Source organism: Alteromonas sp. 76-1 (assembly GCF_900654235.1).
Classification (GTDB): domain Bacteria; phylum Pseudomonadota; class Gammaproteobacteria; order Enterobacterales; family Alteromonadaceae; genus Alteromonas; species Alteromonas naphthalenivorans.
In genome coordinates this window covers 2,902,496-2,923,668 of sequence record NZ_LR136958.1, presented here as the reverse complement: position 1 = coordinate 2,923,668, position 21,173 = coordinate 2,902,496, and the positions used below count along the sequence as shown (strand labels likewise).

Sequence of the window (21,173 nt, the reverse complement as noted above, 5' to 3'; positions counted from 1 at the left end):
GCAAAAGTACCCAATTAATAGCCATTTGGCACTAGTCTCTAATAACAAAAAAAGGCTTAGCTGAATTCATCAACTAAGCCCTTTTCGTCAAATAACCATTCGCTTAAAAACGCTTTTCAATACCAATTTCAAATCTACGTTGTGCGCCATACCAACAGTTGTTGGTGTCGTAGCACGAACCTACGTACTCTTTGTCGGTCAAGTTACTTACACTTCCGGTTAGTTTTAAATCGTACTCTGGCATGTCATAAGACAGCACGGCATCAACCAAGGTATATGAAGGCACCGTGTCAGTGTTGTACTTATCTGCTTGGGTTTCACCCACGTAACGTACACCTGCACCTAGCATTAATCCGTCTAATGCATCGTCGAAAAAGTAGTTAGCCCAAACAGAGGCACTTTCTTCAGCAACCCATACCGGTGTTTTACCTACTACGTCTGGGTCTAATGTATCTTCGGTCACTTCCATATCAAGGAAAGTGGCATTTGCTTGAACCGATAGTGAGTTGGTCACGCGGGTATTAAGTTCTAGCTCAATCCCTTTAGATTCAACTTCACCATTTTGCGTATATTGCGCAAAGTCTGACGTATTGACCACTACGTTTTGTTTAGTCAGTACGAAGTACGCACCCGTAAATGTGGTAGCGCCATCATCGCTGATGTACTTTGCACCAACTTCAATTTGGTCTGCCGTAGTAGGCTTAAAGGCCTCGTCAGTAAGTGAGTCGGTGCCTGAAACAGGTTCGAAAGATTCAGAGTAGTTCGCATACATGCGCCAGCCTGAGTCAAACGTGTACATAGCGGCTACACGCCCTGAAAACTCATTCTGGTCAATTTCTGTGGTGCTGCCGTACTCAAAACCCGCATATACATTCTCTGCCATATCAGTGCTTTCAAATTGATCATATCGACCGTTCAGCAAGAACGTGAAATTATCGATACGTATTTCATCTTGAAGATAAAAGCCAATTTGCTCAATGTCGATAACGTGATCTTCTTGATAAAAGTCTAGTGGAAGCGAACTTACATCGAAAAGGTCGTTATCAATATTGCTTAAATCAAGCACTGGCGTATCTGTGGTTAATGTATCGCGATACGCTACGGTTGAGTCGGAGTTTTGATAATCCACACCGAATAATAGGTTATGTGCCACATCACCGGTTTGAACAAACCCAGCCACCTGCGTATCAACGGTTACACCATCAATTTCTTCATCGGTAAGGTACGCTGAACGGGTAAGGAAAATTCCATCCGTTGGTGGTTTAGATGGGTGGTACGAGTTTTGTTGCAACGCATCGGCATCTGTATAACGAAACTTTTGTAATACTGACCAGTTTTCACTAAATTCATGGTTTAGTTTATAGCCAAGCATAAGTACTTCGCGCGAATAGCTGTTCCAGTTTTCATCACCGGCGTAAACACTTGCATCTAACATGCCATAAGGTGCTTCATAAAGGGTACCAACGCCGGGAAGTGGGGTAGAGGGCACCATTTCAGGGTCGTCCTGATAATAGGCAGATAAAGTAAGCTCCGTTGCCTTGCTAAGATCAATGGTAACTGAAGGCGCAATGGTATAACGCTCGTTTTCAGTTGTGTCTTGGAAGCCATCTTGTTTTCTACCTAGTGCCACAATACGAAATCGTGCGTTATCGGTAAGTTGGCCGGTAGTATCTACACCAAGTTCGAATAAGTTATCTGAACCTACCGCTGCACGAACCAAAGTTTCGTCTTCGTCTTTGGGATATTTGGCGACCTGATTTACCATTCCACCTGGAGGCACTAGCCCATAAAGCGACGATGCTGGTCCTTTAAGAATTTCTAATGATTCAGTAGCGAACGAGTCTACTTGAGGATAAAGGTTCCAGCTGTTGTTGCTTAAAAGGGGGAGCCCATCGTAGAAAGTTTGGTAGGTATCAAAGCCACGAATAGTGAACTGGTCGAAAATCGTAATGGTTGGGCGACTTTCAGTGGTTACCCCAGAGCTATAACGAAGGGCCTCTGACACAGTTTGCGCTTGGCGCAATTGCAAAAGCTCTTGATCGATAACACTAATACTGACAGGCGAATCGATAGGGCGCAAAGACGACTTAGTCGCCGTACTTCTGTACGACTGCATAGGGTTAACTTCAATGTGCTCAAGGTTTTCATCGTCTTGTTCTTGTGCAACTGGTGATGTAGCTACCGCTATCGCTAATGCGGTTAAGGAAGGGTAAAACCAACCTTTACGACCGTTCGACATTCTTTATTTCCTCAACATGTAAGACTAACAACCATTTGTATTGGTCAGGAGTCTACCATATGAGTATCGAAATAATAATAGTTATCATTAAGTTTTGGTTGGCGTAAAGGTGTACCTACAAGTTCCTCTCTACTGTTGTTTCATTTGAAGGCTCTGTTACTGGCATTGTAGATTCTTTTTTAGCGAGCTCTGATTTCCAGCGCTGCTGTGCAATGTGTCCTTTAACCAATTCTAAGCATTCGTTCACCACCTGTAATACTTCCTTATCTAATGCATCGGCTGTAGGGGTGTAATCGTGCATACCAACAGAAATGAAGTGGTCGATGCGCTCAGCATCTATATCAGACAGTAAATTTACCAGCGACATGGTGACAATATCGGTTACCGATTCTTCCAGCGTGTTCTCAATTGTTTTACCAATTATGGGTAAGTAATTAAGCGTAGACACCTGAGAGTTTCCGCGCACCGCTTTGCCTACACTTTTACGAACATGTTCACGTATCACTTCACCATGTTCATCGTTGCTTATCGATTGCCCTAGGTGATTTATAACGCCAGCCATCCATTGGGTAATAACAGGGCGGCGTGGTGCAAGGACTTGCTCGGTAATCTCATCTACCAAGGGAGAGCCTGCGGCAATGTCTTTTTGTGCATCGCTCAATACTTTTACCACAATTCTGTCGCTGAGCTCTTCAACAAATACATCATAATAAAAGGCGAAGAACCGAAATATGGCGGTGCGGTTTAAATCAATAATTTGATATTTGTGCAGCCGATGCAAAATTGAAAATATGCGTAGGAAGCGGAACAGCCGCGTAGCCCCAAGAGGAATTAGCCCAACTAAATCGTACCAATGCAGAAAAGGGAAAAAATACCAGCGCAGGTGCTCTTTGCGTACGATGGCCACAATCCACCTAAAACAAAACTCAGTGAGAAAAATGCCAATGAAGACTAAATCAACCAACAAGAAGTTGTGGTGAATGGGGTCGTAAGCGTTAATTAAAGCAGGGAAGAAGGTATCTATTTGAGAATAGATAAAATCGGTAGCGTACAAGGCATCGAAAATTAGCCATGCTAGGTTTAAAAATAAAATACCCAGCATGACTAAATCTAAGATTAACCAGGGCGTTTCATGACTGTTACGTAAATTGTCCCGGTTAATCCTTAGCATTGCTCTTATCCTTTGCTATTTAGCCTGTGCTATTTAATCTAGTGACGTCTACAAACAGCTTTAGCTTCTGGCCCGGCTGTAAGTAACGCGACGTATTAATGTTGTTCCATTTGCCAATATTGCTGATGCTGACATTAAACTTATTCGCAATACGCGATAGTGAGTCACCATTTCTTACCGTATAGGTCAAACGCTTAGTTGTGGCGTCTGCGGTTTTTGTATTGCTATTGGAATTTTGCCAAACCACTAGCTTTTTACCAAGGTGGAGCATGTCGCCAGGCGCCATGTTATTCCAACTCGCTAGCTTTTTCGTGGTTACACCATATTTACGGGCGATGTCCCATAACGTATCACCCGAACGAATTGTATGGGTAGTTTTATATGCACCATGCTTTTTGTTTTGAACGCTAGCTAAACGCTGACCTTGCGATAAATCGTAATTGTCTAAGGCTTTTAAAGCCACAGGTACCATAATGGGTTGGCCAATACGGATCATATTTGAATCAAGCTCATTAATCTGCTTAATCACTTGCACAGTGGTGTGATATTTATTCGCAAGTTTTCCTAAGCTATCGCCTGACTTCACTGTATGGCGAACCCAGTTTAATCGGTCGGTGCGATCAATCTTAGCAAGGGCATCACTAAAATCAGCCGCTTTTGTCAAAGGTAGCACTAATCGGTGAGGCCCTTCAGGTGCAGTTGCCCAGCGGTTAAAGCCAGGGTTTAACGCGTGTAATTCTTTGAGCGTCATACCTGCAAGGTCGGCGGCAAAGGCTAGATCTACTTGTGAACCTATATCGACCACTTCGATAACGGCGACGTTTTCAACTTCAGGCCACGCAAAGGCATATTTGTCGCGGTGTTTTAAAATTTCTGCCAACGCTAATAATTTCGGTACATACGCACGCGTTTCACGAGGTAGGTTTAACGACCAAAAGTCGGTAGGTTTACCGGCTTTTTTATTCGCGCGAATGGCTTTTGAAACTCTGCCTTCGCCACTGTTATACGCCGCAAGGGCATGCAGCCAGTCGCCATCGAACATGTTTGATAAATAGGTAAGATAATCTAAGGCACCTTTGGTGGACGCTATAACGTCACGACGGCCGTCGTACCACCAGGTTTGATCCATACCGAAGCGTTTGCCCGTGCCGGGAATAAATTGCCACATACCAGCGGCTCGGCCATGAGAGTAGGCAAAAGGGTCGAAAGCACTTTCAACGATTGGCAATAGCACCAATTCCATAGGCATATCGCGCTTTTCTATTTCATCAACAATGTAGTAGAGAAAGGGTTTCGCACGAGTAACTACTCGCTTCATGTATTCTGGGTGTTTTAGATACCAGTTTTTTTGTACATCAACGCGGCGATCATCAGGAATATATAAATTAAGCCCGTCACTTACTCGCTGCCACACGTTGGTAATAATGGCTTCGGTTTCTACTGACGGATCGTCAATAAGCTCTTCTGCTTCCGACAGCAGATTATCTTTAGGGTGAACTACATCAATAACGCCTTCGCGCGCTATTTCACAGTCTTCGATTGCTTCTGGCGTTTCGTGTAATGTGTTACAAGGTTCAGTTGAGCCTTCAACATTTTGCACATTCACCACGTCTTCTTGTATTTGTTCTTCGGTGATTTGGCACCCACTTAGCCCTAACGCTAATAAAACGGGTGACAAAACAAACAACTTCAACTGCATGTAGAAGGGACCTCTCGAATATCTGCAAACCGCACATTCTACCTTCAGTGCGTTAGTTTTGCATTAAAACTCATCTTTCCAGCGCCGAACTGCAGCAAATACTGCAACATCGTCGCCCATGTTTTTTTCGCAATAAGCTTCGGCAGCAGTTTGTACAGAAAGTTCATGAGAACGTAAAAAAGGATTAATTTGTTTTTGTTCAGCCAAATTTGAGGGCAGGGTTGGCATACCCATTTCACGTTTTTTATCTACCCAAGATGAATAGTTTTGAAGGTTTTGATTTTCTGGCTCTACTTCTAAAGCAAAGCGTACGTTCGCCTGAGTATACTCGTGAGTACAGTAAACCAGTGTGTCGTCGGGTAAGCGCTTCAACTTGTTCAGTGAATGCAACATTTGTTCAGGCGAACCTTCGAACAACCTGCCGCAACCTGCTGAAAATAAAGTATCGCCACAAAACAAAACGTTATGGCCAAAAAACGCAATATGATCGAGGGTATGACCGGGCACTTCCATTACTTGGAATTCTAAATCTAATACAGGAAGCTGTAAGGTATCGCCTTGCGAAACGGATTTAGTGATGCCACGAATATGACCCCCTCTTGGGCCAATAACGGGAAGGCCTGGGTTTGCTGAGACTAATTTGGCAATGCCACCCGTGTGGTCATGATGGTGATGTGTAATTAATACGGCCGCTAAATGTAAGTTTTCACTCTTTAAAAATGAGAGTACGGGCTCTGCATCCCCTGGGTCGACAACGATCGCTTGGTCGTTATTGTGAATACACCAGATGTAATTGTCGCTAAATGCTTCTATTGGAGAAATTGAAATGCCGTGAGGAAGAACGTTAGTCGTCATGGTGCACCTGCTTGTGTAGGTATAATTATGCGATACTATAAGAACTTGTTGTACACAGAGCAACCTTAAGGCACGCTTAGCAACTATGAGATCAGCATTTCATTCCCAAGCCCCCCGTTATCCTGAAGACTGGACCGACTTTCCAGCAGGAGAGCAAATTAAGCAAGCCATCACGCAAGTGTGCGACGACTACACTCAACGCATTTTTGGGTATCACTTCGTGAAACTCGGCAGTTTAAGTACGCAAATACCGTTGAAGCAAAGCCCTATACGCAACATTATTAGCCAAGTGCCATTGAGTGCGATGGATTTAGAGCACGATGAAGTAAGTGAAAGTGCGAATAATAGTGGTGAGCGGACAGAAAGCGTTGATAGTTCAGCAAGCCCCAAAATAGTAGGACAGTCACATCAGCTGCCATTTTCTGAAAACAGCATAGATGGCTTTTTGCTAGCCAATGAATTGGACTTTGCGCAAGACCCTCACGAAATTTTACGGGAAGTAGACAGAGTTATTACTCAAAGTGGTTACGTTATTATTAGCGGGTTCAACCCGTTGAGTTTAGCCGGCATCGCCAAGTACTTACCGGTCAAGCGCGACAATAAACTGCATGACGCTCGTTTTTTTACCTCATATCGCATTAAAGATTGGTTGCAGCTGTTGGGTTTTGAAATTGTAGAACAGCGCCAAATTATGTTTTCTACTTTGTTTTTTGAGCAGCGGTGGGATTACGCGAAAAACATTCAGCAATACCTTTCCACTTACTTCCCGTGGTGCAGTGCCGTTTATGTAATATTGGCCAGAAAGCGAGTAATGCCCATGACGGCTATTCGCCCAAAACTTCAACTAAAACGCCAGTTCTCTCCTGTTGGTGCCGCCAGCGCCAGAACCTCTTCCTACAATAAAACCAAAAGCTGAGACACCCACCGTTTTGGTCTTAGCCGAAACTTGGACACCCACAGTTAAGCTAACCATGAGCCGAAACTTGGACACCCACGATATTTCTGGGTGCTTAAACGGGGACACCCATGCTTAAACGTGGACACCCACGTTAATTTGGAATTTTAATCAGTAAATTCAAAACCAGACACCCATGCTCATGACAGCAGAATGCTGGAATTAAAAGTTGGACACCCACAGTTTAACTAACCATGGACACCCACAATTCGGCTGGGCAAGATGAAAGTGGGTGTCCGCAATAGAACTGGGATTTTAATAAGTGAATGTCCACATTAGAGCTAGTTAAAAGTGGGTGTCCACATTAGAGCTGGGATTTTAATTAGTGGGTGTCCATGTTTTTAGTGGGCGTTAAAACATGGATGTCCACTTTTAAACTAGACAGAGAAAGAAGAAAGCCCCATCATTTTCCCGCAAACAAAAAAAGCCGCGTTGAGACTATCAACACGGCTTTTAAATTTTCTAGCGGTTCGCTTACCTAATAAGTCAGCAACCCAATATTACTTAACGCGCATACCTGGCAATGCACCTTCGTGTGGCTCTAAGATATAAAGCTCATCACCACCAGGGCCGGCAGCTAAAACCATGCCTTCAGACATACCAAAGCGCATCTTACGTGGTGCTAGGTTAGCCACCATCACGGTATGCTTCCCGATTAACGCTTCAGGCGAGTATGCAGACTTAATACCTGCAAATACTTGCTTCGTTTCGCCGCCTAAATCTAGTTCTAAACGTAGAAGTTTATCGGCCTTTTCAACATGCTCAGCGTTGGCGATACGTGCAATACGTAAATCTACTTTAGCGAAGTCGTCGAACGAGATTGTCTCGCTGATAGGATCTTTACCTAACGGGCTGTCTGGGCTAACCGTTGGCTTTGTTGGCTCTAGGTTTTCTTTTGAATCATCAACCATGGCGTCTACTTTCTCCATTTCTACACGTTGCATCATTGGCTTAAACTTGTTGATAGCATGGCCAGTTAGCACGGTTTCAAGAGAAGACCACGTAAACTCATCGTTCAAGAAGCCTTCTGCTTTTTCTGCCAATACTGGAAGCACAGGTTTTAAGTAAATGACCAACAAGCGGAACATATTGATACCCAACGAACATACATCGTGAGTGAACTGCTGTTTGGTTTCGTCTTTAATAGTTACCCAAGGGGCGTTGGTATCAATGAACTGGTTGGCTTTATCGGCCAATGTCATGATTTCACGTATCGCTTGATGGTAACGGCGGCGCTCGAATAAATCGGCAATAGTGTCGGCTGCATTTTGGAACTCGGCAATAAGCTCTGGCTCTAACACGTTGTCAGACAATTTGCCGTCAAAACGCTTAGTAATAAAGCTGGCACATCGGCTAGCAATGTTTACCACTTTACCTACTAGGTCTGAATTCACTTTTTGAGCGAAATCGGTAAAGTTTAAGTCGATATCTGTCACGCTATCGCCAAGCTTAGACGCAAAGTAATAACGTAAGTACTCTGGGTTTAAGTGGTCTAGATAAGTGCGCCCTTTAATAAAGGTGCCGCGAGACTTAGACATTTTCGCCCCATTCACAGTAACAAAACCGTGAATATTTACACCAGTAGGCTTACGGTAACCCGCACCTTCTAGCATGGCAGGCCAAAATAGGCAGTGGAAATAAGTAATGTCTTTACCGATGAAGTGGTAAAGCTCGGCTTCTGAGTCTGCGCCCCAAAAATCGTCGAATTCCAGATTGTTTTGGTCGCAGAAGTTTTTAAAGCTGGCCATGTAACCAACGGGAGCATCTACCCATACATAGAAAAACTTATTCGGGGCACCTGGAATTTCAAACCCAAAATAAGGGGCGTCGCGGCTAATATCCCACTGCTGCAAACCTTCGGTAAACCACTCTTGAAGCTTGTTGGCCATTTCTTCTTGCAGGGCACCCGAGCGGATCCAGCCTTTAAGCATGTCTTCGAACTTAGGTAAGTCGAAAAAGAAATGTTCAGATTCTTTCAATACCGGCGTAGCACCAGATACTACACTGCGAGGGTTTTTAACCTCAGTAGGGCTGTAGGTTGCGCCGCACACATCACAGCTATCGCCGTTTTGATCTTCAGCACCACAGCTAGGGCAGGTACCCTTAACAAAGCGGTCTGGCAAAAACATTTCTTTTTGCGGATCGTACAATTGATTAATCGTACGCTTGCTAATGTAACCGGCGTTATCTAAACGAGTGTAAATTTCTTCACACAACGCCTTGTTTTCAGGCGAATGGGTTACATAGTAGTTGTCGTACTCTACGTGAAAATCGAGCAGGTCTTGGTGATGCTCTGCACGAGTTCTGGCCACCATTTCTTCTGGTGTAATACCCAGTTCCTGCGCTTTAAGCATAACAGGTGTACCGTGTGCATCATCGGCACAAACACTGTAACATTCGTTTCCACGCAGACGCTGAAACCGTGTCCAGATATCGGTTTGAATGTGTTCAAGCAAGTGGCCTAAGTGAATAGAGCCATTGGCGTAGGGCAACGCACTGGTTACCAGAATGCGGCGATTTTCAGACATAATAACGTATAGATTCTTCGCGTTTCAAAATGGCTGCAAATACTAGCGGAAATCCGCATTTTTTGCATTACGAAATTCACAAAATACCCCGTAGACAGGATAATTTATGTTCTTTTCCCGTAAAGCTAAGCCACTCATCGACAGAGTTGCGGCTATTTTAGCCAGCTATTTCAGTATTGAAGCCGACATTACCGCACAATGGTGCGCAGATAAGTTAGATTCAGATCAAGCCATTGGTGACAAAAAAGCTGTTAGCGAAAAAGCTGACAACACGAAAGCTGATCACGAAACTCCTTCCAACACATTCACCATCAACTTACCGTTTTGTTATAAAACTCAGCAAGCAATAATCAAAGCCCACGTGCTAGAAGCGCTAAAAGGCGAGCTTTCCGAGCAGCAACTCATCGTTAGCCAACACATAGCGTCGGGTGAAACTAAAAATACCGCCGTTAATAATATTAAAAATATTATTGCCGTGGCCTCGGGCAAAGGCGGGGTAGGGAAGTCGACCACCAGTATTAATTTGGCCTTTGCACTTATGCAAGAAGGGGCAAGAGTCGGTATTTTAGACGCTGACATTTACGGCCCATCGGTGCCTATTATGTTGGGCAATACCGACGCACATCCGCATAGCACTGATAACAAACACATGCAGCCGTTAAACGCCCATGGATTGGTGGCAAACTCTATAGGCTACTTGGTGCCACAAGAAGACGCAGCAGTATGGCGCGGCCCAATGGCGAGTAGGGCATTAAAACAGCTTATTGATGAAACCTTGTGGCCCGTACTCGATTATTTAATTGTAGACATGCCGCCGGGTACTGGTGACATTCAGCTTACTATGGCGCAGCAAGTGCCGCTAACTGCTGCGGTAGTAGTAACCACACCCCAAGACTTAGCGCTAGCCGATGCCCAAAAAGGCATTAGCATGTTCGAAAAAGTGGGTGTGCCAGTATTAGGGCTGGTTGAAAACATGAGTTATTACCAATGCCGTGCCTGTGGCACCAAAGACTATGTGTTTTCAAAAGATGGCGGCGAAATCTTAGCTGAGCGACATGGCTTGCCACTACTAGGCCAATTACCACTCGATATCACAGTACGCGAACACGCGGATGCAGGTACGCCACTGCTGGTAAGTGCACCTGAGAGCCCATTAAGTGAAAGCTACCGCGAAGCCGCTAGAGCGTTGTCGATGCAATTAGCATTAACCGTTGTGCCCAGAACGCAGCAAAGCAAGCATATTAAAGGCGACCCCATTGGCGTTAACAGTAAGCTTTAAATGACAAATTTTAACGGAAATTAATCAGTTTTATCCGTTTAAGTGACTAATTTTGTTATTTATGTAAATAGTCGCTTATAGCCAGTTGATTGGTGTGAGCTACATACGCATAATACCGCACACTTTATAGTAAGGACTTACCGCTTATGCGCCTTTGCGATCGCGATATATACGAACATTTAAAAGCTGGGAAAATAAAAATAGACCCAACCCCCGACTACGAAGAAATTAGTGGGGTGACGGTAGATATTCGCCTAGGAAATAAGTTTCGCGTATTTGAAGATCATCAAGCACCTTACATCGATTTAAGTGGCCCTAAAGCGCAGGTACAAGAAGCGCTAGACCATGTAATGAGCGACGAAATTGAATTACCTGAAGGTAAAGCATTTTTCTTGCACCCAGGCGAGCTTGCACTAGCAATCACTCATGAATCGGTGACGTTGCCAGATTATATTGTAGGTTGGTTAGATGGGCGTTCATCGCTAGCTCGATTAGGCCTGATGGTGCATGTAACCGCACACAGAATCGATCCTGGTTGGTCTGGCAATATTGTGCTGGAATTCTACAACAGCGGAAAACTGCCTTTAGCCCTTCGCCCAAAAATGAAAATTGGTGCGTTAAGCTTTGAAGTGTTATCGAACCCCGCCGAAAAGCCATACAATGCCCGCGTAGATGCAAAATACAAAGGGCAAGACGGCGCAGTAGCCAGCCGTATATCCTCTGATGATAAAGGCAGCGCATAAGCTCTACAGCGATTAAACTCTATAAAGCAAAGCATGTAACAAAACATGAAGTAAAGTATAAAAAGGATGCGCAATGAGTGCCGATAAGCCGTTCGACAAAAGCTCGTTTATTATTCTTATTTCCCTTCTTACTTCGCTAGCGCTTGGCTCAGGAATATACTTTTCAGATCTAAGTGCTGATATTGCCCTTACCGCAGGCATAACCTTGTTTGTGGCTATATTATGGATAACGGAAGCACTGCCCATACCAGCCACCTCACTTATCCCATTTGCACTATTTCCTCTTGCCGGCGTATTGACCCATGCCGAAGCGGCTTCGTCGCTAGGTAGCCACGTTATTATCTTGCTAATGGCGGCGTTCATGCTATCCAAAGGGTTAGAGAAAGCTAACCTGCATCAACGGTTCGCTATTTATATGCTACGAGTCACAGGGGCGGGAAGCCCGCTAAAGCTAATATTAAGTTTTATGCTGACCACCGCTATTTTAAGCATGTGGATAAGTAACACAGCCACCATTTTAATGATGCTACCTATGGCGATGGCTATTATTAATGCGATGGAAAATCCACGCTTTGGTGTAGCCCTTATTTTAGGTATTGCTTATGCCGCAAGTCTAGGCGGCGTGGGCACGCCCATTGGCACGCCGCCCAATATTATTTTTATGAGCGTTTATGAAGAAACTCAAGGGCATGAATACAGCTTTATTGAGTGGATGAAAACTGGGGTGCCCATTGTACTGGTCTCTATTCCGCTAATGGCGTTGTGGTTGGCACGGGGGTTAACGCAAGTGGGTAACATTGCTTTACCTCAACCAGGCAAATGGACAGTGGCCGAAAAGCGCGTTTTGGCGATATTCGGCACCGTCGCCATGGCATGGGTATTCAGGCCGTTTTGGAGTGCGTGGTTAGGTATTACCACTATTAGCGATAGCACCATTGCGGTAGCCGGTGTTGTGGCCATGTTTATGACCAATAACGGTGAAACAACGCCTGCCACTGAAACGCGCAAAGGCCAACACGACAAATTACTCGACTGGAAAACCGCCAATAATATTCCTTGGGGCATGTTGTTATTGTTCGCTGGTGGCATTTGTATTGCTAAAGCGTTTAAATCATCGGGCTTGAGCGTGCTAATGGGGGAGTGGCTTACCGGGCTTTCAACCCTACCGGTAATTTTCCTTATTCTGGGTATCTGTTTATTTGTAACCTTCTTAACCGAAATTACATCGAATACCGCCACAGCCACTCTACTTATGCCTATATTAGCGGCAGCAGGCTTTGCGGTAGGTGTAGATCCTAAACTACTAATGATACCCGCCGCTATTAGCGCTAGTTGTGCGTTTATGCTGCCAGTAGCTACCGCGCCAAACGCAATTGCTTATTCCACCGAGAAGTTTGATATAAAAACCATGGCACGAGAGGGCATAGTGCTTAACGTAATTGTTGCCTTAGTGGTAACCGGTGTGTGTTATTTAACGTTATAAAAACGGCGTTGTGCACCAAAATTTGCAGTATTATTTTACAAACTGATTAGCAATTAAGCGCTTAACCAAGGATTTGTACAATTGTCGTTGCATTGTGACTAAAAATAAGTAGACTTATCGGCTCTTTCGGTCGGTGTGTGGCGCAGCTTGGTAGCGCACTGTCATGGGGTGTCAGGGGTCGGAGGTTCAAATCCTCTCACACCGACCAACTTCTTTTATTTTTCAATGACTTACCCCGCTCATTGATTGCTCGCAAAATGAGCGCCCCAAAACTGTCCCATAATTGCCACATTATACAGTATCTGAAGTTCTTCTTGCTGCTTTACACCACGTTTGAGGGATAAGAATTCACCCTAATGTTAGGTTGTGCTTCTAAGTTGCTTTTAATTTGTGACTCTTGTAGTATATAAATAGGAAAGTATTGAGATTCATGGGCAATCGTGTTAAGCTTTTGCAAAGCAAAAGCTTAACACGATTGCCCAGTAATTCTTTTTATTTAAAGTTCTGATTTTAAAGAGTTTTTTCTTTTGTTTATAGATTTTTGTTTTTAATGTTGACATCTGTAACATATCGAGACTATAGTTTTGGGAATACGTGGTTATAAATATGGAGTTTCCTATGTATAGAGAAGAAGACTGGGGATTTGGCATACCTGCCTAACCAAATATGTAATCAAAATTATAAAAAGAGCCTGGTGGCTCTTTTTTTGTGGGTGAGTTTTGAAGAAGAGAACCAAGTTAAATTACATTCTTGTAGGAGTTGTAGTGATAATCTCTATAGGAGGGATATTTTTGATTCATCGTGTAGATGAAAAACTAATATCTGCGACAGCAATTTTGCTTTCAGCAACACTTGCTCTATCAGCTGCACTTTTAAATCTAGCATACTCACGTCAAACAGCTAGAGAGGCGAATTCTTTGGAGTTTCAAAAAAGACTACAAGATAATGACGAATACATAAAACACGTTAGAAAGGTTGGCGAAGCTATTGCGAAAAGAAATGAGCTTGATTTCGCTGAGTTAGCACAACCAGAACAAAGAAATAATAAATATACTATATCGATAAGATATGTATTGAATACTTGGGAGCAGGCATCAAATGCAATAAGGCATGATTTGTATGACGAATTGTATTTATATGAAGCTTACAAATCAATGGTAGTTGATTTTGGTCTATATTTTCGTGAATTTATAAGCTCATCACAAAAGAGGCAAGTAACATTCTATGAGAATTTTAGTTGGTTAGTGTTGAAGTGGGTTATAAGAAGAGACTCAATTAAAGAGAAAAATCGAAAAACAGAATTGAAGTTAATATTTAAAAAATTGAATAGGTTAGCTCCAAAAAAAATACACTGAAGGTTAATTTATCTTATAACCTAAACAATCCCCCTCCATCTGTGCCTAGTTAATCCTGAGGTTTACCAAACAGGACATAGCTATGACAAAGAAGACCCAGACGCGTGACTTGCAAATCACGTTCATCCATCAGTTCAAAAGAGCAACAAGAACAGCTTGGCCTGACAAATTTCGTTTATGTTGGTATTTCAATCCAGAAACACTGGATTATGTTTACGAACATAAGAACGAGCAATTTGTCACGAATGGTTTTGTAATATCAGACGGTCTTGCAAATCAGCTTCCAGAAGAGTTCAGGAAGAGATATTTCGAGCCATCTGAGCGATGCTTATTGTTCTTATTATTCGAGCTTCAAATCGTCGATTTTATAAATTCAGATAACGTTGATGATGCAGAGTTTGAGAATGTTTTCGGTGTAACGAAGCATCGTTACTTTTCAGCCGAAGCAATTGATGAGTGGACTGAGCAGGTTGAATCACTTTAAGGGCTGCTTTGCAGCCCTTTTTTATTACCTAGTGTAAGCTGATTCTTGTAGGTTAGAAATCACCCATCAAACAGGTTCGTGCTGCTAAGCCTCGCAGTAAAGAATTTGCAAATCGTCAAAAATTCATTAAATTTTCAAATAAGGATGCAAACTTAAAGGAATATTCAATGGAAGTCGGAGCTATTTGTGAGTGAGTTAGAAGCTCACCAGACCATTTGTTTGGTGCTAGGTACTATTAGCGGGGTTTGCCTTACGTCGTTTTTCATAACTTTGAATCCGATTTTTGCATTGGCTAATATCCTACTTATAAGCAAAGTTCTGCGGGGTATGCAAAGATACTACGATGATAAATCGTGTAGAAAAAATGGACGTGAATTAATGTTGCACGCGTTATTACGATTCTTTTAAACAAGATATGAACTAAAGTAATGGAGCCGCAATTGACTTCAAACCTTGTAATGCGGTTTGTTTTTTAATCTATAATAAGAAAGGTTTAACAAGGAACTTTATTATGCAGGAATTATGGTTTTTACTACCATTGATAGTTTTAGTCGTAGGCTCTTTATTTATAATCAGTAGAGCAAACTACGATGACTGATTAGCACCTCGCTGTCCACTATGTATTTTTTGTCGATTCTGTCATCGTTATTCTGCGAGTAAACTCGTCCGAAATGTAAGTAAACCGGAAGTAGAATTAATTAAGTGTCTAGAGAAGTTTGGTCGATGCATACTTGCTTTCTGCGCCTCGTCTGATGTGGATTACAACCTAGTCGCAAAATGCTATTCAAGCAGCTAATCACTGAAATCAAAAAAACTGTCGTTTAACTACGGTTGAATTAAAGGTTTTCATGGGATACGCCATAAAAAAAAGCCACAATGAGGCATAAAAACAGAAGAGCTGATAAATAATATTTAATAATCTTATTGTCTCGTTCTTCTCTTTTTGGTTCATCGTTTACTTCAGCAGTAATATCACTTTTCCCAGATGAGGGGAGCCTGTCGAGATGGGGCGCTGGCGTTAAAGCGACTGGCTGCGTGGCTTTAGGATGGGCAAACTCACCCTTAATATCATCAGTTTGCAAAATACCTGTATTTTTCTTTTTAATGATAATAGTTTTTAATCTTTCTCTAGCGTCCTGCGGTGATTTGTCCGACAGCTGACGCGTAAGATACATCAGTGCATATTCTTCGATCGAAACTCCATGCGCATTTAGATATTTCTCTATTCGCTGTCTATGTACGTCTTTAGGCATACTGAATCTCAATTTTTATACTAGCATTCATTCTAAACACATTTATACGACAAAAAATTCAAGTTTATGATTTTTTCAGCGAACACTTAAGTAGTCAAACGGTTGCCACACTTTTTAATTTTATTCGCAGAATCAGAGGGAAAGGTATATGGACTATAGTACATTATGGTAGCGGCCGAACCAAAATGCTATTGCCTGCCAAAAATTTGCCAATGGACTTCTGAGTACGTAAAGCGGACATTTCATATTATTCCTATGAAAAGACAGAATATGGTTTTTCATGGGAAACGGGTGTTACTATGAAGACTCAGTAATCAGCCGTTATATGCCTATCGAAAGGTCAGACTATGAGTTATTTTTTAGAAATAGCAGGGACAAAGATTGAATTTTCACCAAAAAATTTGACCATCACGACATATATCTACGATGAATTCGTAGAAGTTGTAGTTGTAAAAACTATTGACGATCTTCGCAAACAATATAGAGAATTACTTATTGAGGGTTACAAAAAATATGACCCAAACGAAATTGTTGGCACTAAATCAATTTTGGAAAATACGCTTGAGCAAGAAGCAATCATACAAGCTGAAATTGAAGCAATGGAAAGAGAAGAATTTTTTACTGCAAAACCAGATGACTGGGCAAGCAAGTAGTTATATAAAAAGTTAGTCAAGTCGCCCAAGCAAGCTTGGGCTGTGGCATTAAAGTTGCTCTGCGTTTTGCACTCGCATCGCTGCCCCTTACTGAAGTGTTATAGGGAGTAATAGATTTGGTGAAAATTGTTGATCTAAATGACAAGTGGGCTGTTCTTATTGGCAGGTTATTTATTGCATTTGGCACGATTGAAAGAACAACTCATAACTGCCTAATAGATTGGCTAAAAGATCCCACTTATGCTCATATAAGTAAGATGAGATTCTCACAACGTGTTGACGTCATAATTGATCTTTTAGGTACATTAGAATTTGTTGAGCAGAACAAATTAGATTTAATTCGAGGGTTGAAGAAAGCTAAGAAACTAGCAGAAAAACGAAACATAGTTGCTCATAATCCATTAATGCTAGATTTGTTTGATGGTGACTTTAAAGAGGTTATTATTTCAAATACAAAAAATGGAGTAACTATTACTTTTGAAGAGTTACAACAAATAGCCCAATCTGCGGAAAGCCTTTCAACAGAGCTAATAAATACTTGTACAAAAATAAAGTTAGAGGACTGGAATGGTCTCCCTATAACAAGCCAATTAAGTAGGAACTGCAAGTAGTTTGCTCGGTTCCAATTCGGTTCACATTTTAGCAAGCTATTAATAGTCCATTATTGGACTGTTGAAGGTCTGCTGTTTGTCTAAAATGGACTGCTAGTGAAGATTCGTAAATCGCCTGCTCTACGTTAAACGTTGCCACCCTAATGCATATCGGCTTTTAAGAATGAGCGGACGTATAAATAGTCTCTGCTGATTAGTGTTATCGTGTTGAGTGACGATAGCCAAAAGCCTGTAATTGAAAATAACGAAAAGACTCGCAAGACCCATTACCACAATACTCTTGAGAAATTACTGTCGATTGATTGCTTATTTAGCCTTTATAACTACGATATTTTTTCAGGGAGATTATGGAGGTGGGGAATTAGCTGAAGTTACTTTAGTCTCTAGTTTTTGAGGGCAATGGCAAAGGTTTGTATCATTGGACTTTGCATTTTGTCGCTAAACGAACATTCCAAGATAAATCATATTCTTATCGCGTAAGCGGCTCGCCACACCTTATCCATGGGTCAATTATCTGTTCTCAATAATAATTACAGCACATCAAATTTTTTAATAAAGTGCTATTTGCCTAGACTCAAGCTTCAATATTAATGAGAGTAAGTATGGTTAAAGCATAATTTACTTTTATTGGAAAAGAATTTGTTTGCTACATTAACTCTGCGTTTGGCGAAGAGTCTATTACTAACAACTCTGTATTTTTCGAGCCTAATGCAAAAATTTCAGCCTCCCCTTGCTGACTACTGTAAATGAGCGAATTACTAGGCACTTGTGTCAACCTTTTTGACTGGAGAAAACCACATATGATTGATTAAAGAAAGTAGATAGCAGGGGGAAAGTAATTCAATTTTGGCTGCACCTATCTCATTAGCGAATAGGTGCAATCAATCTTTTGTTTATGATAAATCCACTTCAAGTTTAGCAATAACTCGTTAGACATCTCGTGATACTTTTTCGTGTTTTTTGAATACAACACCGATTAACCCTTGTTACTGACTGGTCAGTTACAGGTGATTTCGTAGTGCACGTCAAGTTTACAAAAAACGATAATTTGAATGTGCTTAAAACCAAATTTGTCCGTTTATGTCTAATCGCTTAAAAAATTTCATAGTAGAAGGTTCTGATCATCGCCGTTAGGCTAACTTAATGGCTCGGTGCTGTATGTTATACACTTGAATGCGCTATCGCCTTGGATTTAGTAGGTTTCGATAATACTGAAGAAAATCGCGCTGGCATTTGTAGCAAAAGCGGTTTGGTTAGGCAGGCAGCTTTTTCTAACAAATGAAAACGTTCTTACCCTGTTAACAACACAACTTATATTAATCCTCAGTAATCCAATTTCACCGCTTACAATGTAAAAGGGATCTACCCTAACTGCGATATTGATGTTCTGAAAAATAAACCTTAAAAACTATCTTTGGTTTATCACCCAGGTCGTGCACAGTGACACTACTTTTTTGTAAATTGAACGTCGATTGTTTGTTTTAAGAAGATAGTTTTTCTTACCTATTGCGATTTTCCGCTTTACCGCTAGTAGCTGTCTGCCAAATGAAGCCAAAACTAATCAACGCTTTTGACCACAAGATATATTTTGCTTAAAAAAAGCACCCCTAATGGGGTGCTCAATATCATTCGCTTCTTAGCTTATGCGCAGCATATAAAGAAACTAATATTAGTAGCACTGCTACTCCGATGCAGCCAAACGATAAAAGTAACAATCTATCTGTAAGCGCTTGGTACTCGATATAGTCGAAATGTCCGAATATGACAAAAGCCGTATTAAAAAATGAATTTAGTGCAGCAATTGCTATTAATGAATTGCTCAGTACCATCCATTTTCGGCTAAAGCGTGAACAACGGTTAAAAAGGCTCTCATAGTTTATTTTCATATTTTTTCTCTTAGTTAATGTCCTCCTAATTAACTAAGTATGGAGTGGGGGGATTTTTAGGTAGCGCTTGAATTTAATGTTGCCTGTTTGAATATTATTTGATTCGCAGAACGAATTTGAACACATAAATGGGTAGGGACGCCAATACGAAGATAGGTCGTTACAGCCTCATTGAGAGAGCTATGGAGACACAGCAGTGTTTCCTAGTATGTTATGCCTTCGCTCGATTACTTCAGTTAACTTGATGCCGACTATCTAGTAACTGTTGGCACAGAATATTATTGACTATTTAACGTTGTTGCCGTGCCAATACGAAAAGTTTGCGTGATAAGTGACTATTTAATAGTAGCTGAGTCAGACAACTCTTTACCCATAATCGCTAGAGTTTCATGAGCTTCGGCGAGCACACTATTGATCGCACCGTAAACCTCAACAGTGCTTTCCTGCTGCTGACTCGACGCACATAGAGGTATGTACGTTAAATATGTATTGTTTATCATTGCGATACTCGATGCATATTGAAGCTTGAAGCCATAAAAAAAGAGGAGCCTTTAAGGCTCCCAGAGGCCACTCCAAGGGCTTATTCTAAAATGCCTAACACTCTTCCAGCGTCACGAAATCCCTCCAGTCTGATGTCAATAACCCTGTCCTGAGTATTTTTTGCAAGTTTTTCTAATTCCGCTAATTGTTCAAGGTAGTTAATCTTATTTGTCGCTGCACCGTTCTCATCACTCAATTGACGCTTACTATTAAACATAAGCTCATAGATCAGACTACATTCAGATGATTTGAATTTTATACTATCGAGCAGCAGTCGTTGTTGGCCGGAAGAAAAAGTAGAGCTACGGCTATCAAAGATTCGGGTGTGGGCTTTCTCTATCTGTGTTAGAAACCGCTGTCGATGACTGTACATATGCACAAACTCGTAAAGTCCATCGTTCGATTCCAGCTCCTCAAAATACTTAACGAGTATTCTACGTCGTATGTCTCCGTTGTTTTTATTTTTTGAGTTTGATGCTTCCATTTCAATTGCTATTTTAGCGCCCGTATTAGCGTCGACCACAAGTGCATCTACGAGTCTCGGATCATTTCCTCTTTGTTCGAGTTGTAATGCGAGGTCACGTTCGGTTGCGAATCCAGAGATTTTGTTCTCTTTTGCAAGCTTTAAAACAATTAGCTGAACTGAAAGATCATGAATGAGGTTCCGTTCGTTTACTCTACTCACGTCTGAGCGTAAATTCAGTTCCCGATTTAAAAGAAGTTCTGCTTCTCTAATTCCGAAAGACGTGAGGATGATGAAGCTGCGGTCAGTATTAGCAAAAGTCGGGTGTACTGAAATGACCCCTTTTTTCTTCAATCTATTAATGAGTTTGTTGACGCCCTCTCGATTGAGACCCAAGTGACGTTGAATAATCGTTTTGCTAGATACACCGAAAGCTCCAGTGATTGCAATAACAGCATTCTCTCTCGTCAACCCCCGTGCCGCCGGATCACTAGGGGCAGATATACAGACGTGACGCATTGAAGTTTCAATTGCTCTTTCTATGTAATTCATTTCTTCTCCTTTTTTGAATTCACAAATACATAGAAACAGCCGAAGGGGAATAAGCAGGGTAGAGCAGTTTGCTTTGCATCCTGCCATAGCTTCTCTAGGCCTAGCATACTGCGTAATGCCAGCGTTTTTCTATCGAAAAACACACACAACTTCGTTGTAGCAACCCTTCTGCAAGCGAGAGCGGACGCGACTCGTCGCTGCTCACGCACTCATTGCTGCGCGAATTCGACAGAAGCGTTGCTCGGAGTCAGCTACCGCTGATTTAGCCATATTCCACCAGGATCTACTCTGGGAAAGCGTTGCTTTGAATGCCCCCTCGTAGAGTTCACACCGTTGGTGTTTCAGTTGCCTGCAATTACTCTGTAATTTCAAGCAATTTTGCTTAAGCAAAATGGAATCTGCCTAAATCTGCGATGCTGCCTCC

General features: G+C 42.0%; 16 protein-coding genes and 1 tRNA gene. 9 read left to right on the top strand and 8 right to left on the bottom strand.

Annotation, left to right across the window (positions count from 1 at the left end):
• Positions 1 to 103 precede the first annotated feature (103 nt).
• The 4 genes from ALT761_RS12645 to gloB form a co-directional block, all read right to left on the bottom strand.
• On the bottom strand, positions 104 to 2,239 hold the full coding sequence (locus ALT761_RS12645; protein WP_129739171.1) for a TonB-dependent siderophore receptor: 2,136 nt from the start codon (positions 2,237 to 2,239) through the stop codon (positions 104 to 106).
• A gap of 115 nt (positions 2,240 to 2,354) precedes the next feature.
• Complete coding sequence (locus tag ALT761_RS12640) at positions 2,355 to 3,410, bottom strand: ion transporter (RefSeq protein ID WP_129739169.1); 1,056 nt, start codon at positions 3,408 to 3,410, stop codon at positions 2,355 to 2,357.
• A 19-nt stretch (positions 3,411 to 3,429) separates the two neighbouring features.
• The gene (locus tag ALT761_RS12635; RefSeq protein WP_129739167.1) at positions 3,430 to 5,109 is read right to left on the bottom strand and encodes a LysM peptidoglycan-binding domain-containing protein; all 1,680 of its coding nucleotides are present in this window, start codon (positions 5,107 to 5,109) and stop codon (positions 3,430 to 3,432) included.
• Between the two features lie 63 nt (positions 5,110 to 5,172).
• Entirely contained in the window at positions 5,173 to 5,964 is a 792-nt protein-coding gene (gloB, locus tag ALT761_RS12630; protein WP_129739165.1) for a hydroxyacylglutathione hydrolase, read from the bottom strand.
• 85 nt (positions 5,965 to 6,049) lie between these two features.
• On the opposite strand from gloB, the gene ALT761_RS12625 reads away from it, so the two are divergent.
• Positions 6,050 to 6,880, top strand: a complete 831-nt coding sequence (locus ALT761_RS12625; protein WP_129739163.1) for a class I SAM-dependent methyltransferase — start codon at positions 6,050 to 6,052, stop codon at positions 6,878 to 6,880.
• Positions 6,881 to 7,419: 539 nt separating this feature from the next.
• On the opposite strand, the gene metG is transcribed toward ALT761_RS12625, so the two are convergent.
• Positions 7,420 to 9,447, bottom strand: a complete 2,028-nt coding sequence (gene metG / locus ALT761_RS12620; RefSeq protein ID WP_129739161.1) for a methionine--tRNA ligase — start codon at positions 9,445 to 9,447, stop codon at positions 7,420 to 7,422.
• 106 nt (positions 9,448 to 9,553) lie between these two features.
• On the opposite strand from metG, the gene apbC reads away from it, so the two are divergent.
• The 6 genes from apbC (at position 9,554) to ALT761_RS12590 (ending at position 14,791) form a co-directional block, all read left to right on the top strand.
• Entirely contained in the window at positions 9,554 to 10,726 is a 1,173-nt protein-coding gene (gene apbC / locus ALT761_RS12615) for an iron-sulfur cluster carrier protein ApbC (RefSeq protein ID WP_129739159.1), read from the top strand.
• A gap of 146 nt (positions 10,727 to 10,872) precedes the next feature.
• Positions 10,873 to 11,469, top strand: a complete 597-nt coding sequence (gene dcd / locus ALT761_RS12610) for a dCTP deaminase (RefSeq protein WP_013783536.1) — start codon at positions 10,873 to 10,875, stop codon at positions 11,467 to 11,469.
• A gap of 73 nt (positions 11,470 to 11,542) precedes the next feature.
• Positions 11,543 to 12,952, top strand: a complete 1,410-nt coding sequence (locus tag ALT761_RS12605; protein WP_129739157.1) for an SLC13 family permease — start codon at positions 11,543 to 11,545, stop codon at positions 12,950 to 12,952.
• A 131-nt stretch (positions 12,953 to 13,083) separates the two neighbouring features.
• Positions 13,084 to 13,160, top strand: a tRNA-Pro gene (locus ALT761_RS12600).
• Between the two features lie 556 nt (positions 13,161 to 13,716).
• Positions 13,717 to 14,307 carry a DUF4760 domain-containing protein gene (locus tag ALT761_RS12595; RefSeq protein WP_172602886.1) on the top strand — a complete coding sequence of 197 codons (591 nt, stop codon included), beginning with the start codon at positions 13,717 to 13,719 and terminating at the stop codon, positions 14,305 to 14,307.
• A gap of 82 nt (positions 14,308 to 14,389) precedes the next feature.
• Positions 14,390 to 14,791: a hypothetical protein gene (locus ALT761_RS12590; RefSeq protein WP_129739153.1), complete on the top strand. Its 402-nt coding sequence runs from the start codon at positions 14,390 to 14,392 to the stop codon at positions 14,789 to 14,791.
• An 836-nt stretch (positions 14,792 to 15,627) separates the two neighbouring features.
• Here ALT761_RS12590 and ALT761_RS12585 read toward each other — a convergent pair.
• Positions 15,628 to 16,044 carry a hypothetical protein gene (locus ALT761_RS12585; RefSeq protein WP_129739151.1) on the bottom strand — a complete coding sequence of 139 codons (417 nt, stop codon included), beginning with the start codon at positions 16,042 to 16,044 and terminating at the stop codon, positions 15,628 to 15,630.
• 347 nt (positions 16,045 to 16,391) lie between these two features.
• On the opposite strand from ALT761_RS12585, the gene ALT761_RS12580 reads away from it, so the two are divergent.
• Together ALT761_RS12580 and ALT761_RS12575 are read left to right on the top strand one after the other, a co-directional pair.
• The gene (locus ALT761_RS12580) at positions 16,392 to 16,697 is read left to right on the top strand and encodes a hypothetical protein (protein WP_129739149.1); all 306 of its coding nucleotides are present in this window, start codon (positions 16,392 to 16,394) and stop codon (positions 16,695 to 16,697) included.
• 119 nt (positions 16,698 to 16,816) lie between these two features.
• A complete protein-coding gene (locus tag ALT761_RS12575; protein ID WP_129739147.1) occupies positions 16,817 to 17,308 on the top strand; it encodes a hypothetical protein in 492 nt (163 codons plus the stop codon).
• 2,221 nt (positions 17,309 to 19,529) lie between these two features.
• Here ALT761_RS12575 and ALT761_RS20650 read toward each other — a convergent pair.
• The gene (locus tag ALT761_RS20650; protein WP_172602885.1) at positions 19,530 to 19,694 is read right to left on the bottom strand and encodes a hypothetical protein; all 165 of its coding nucleotides are present in this window, start codon (positions 19,692 to 19,694) and stop codon (positions 19,530 to 19,532) included.
• An 80-nt stretch (positions 19,695 to 19,774) separates the two neighbouring features.
• Entirely contained in the window at positions 19,775 to 20,749 is a 975-nt protein-coding gene (locus tag ALT761_RS12565) for a hypothetical protein (protein ID WP_129739143.1), read from the bottom strand.
• Positions 20,750 to 21,173: the final 424 nt, after the last annotated feature.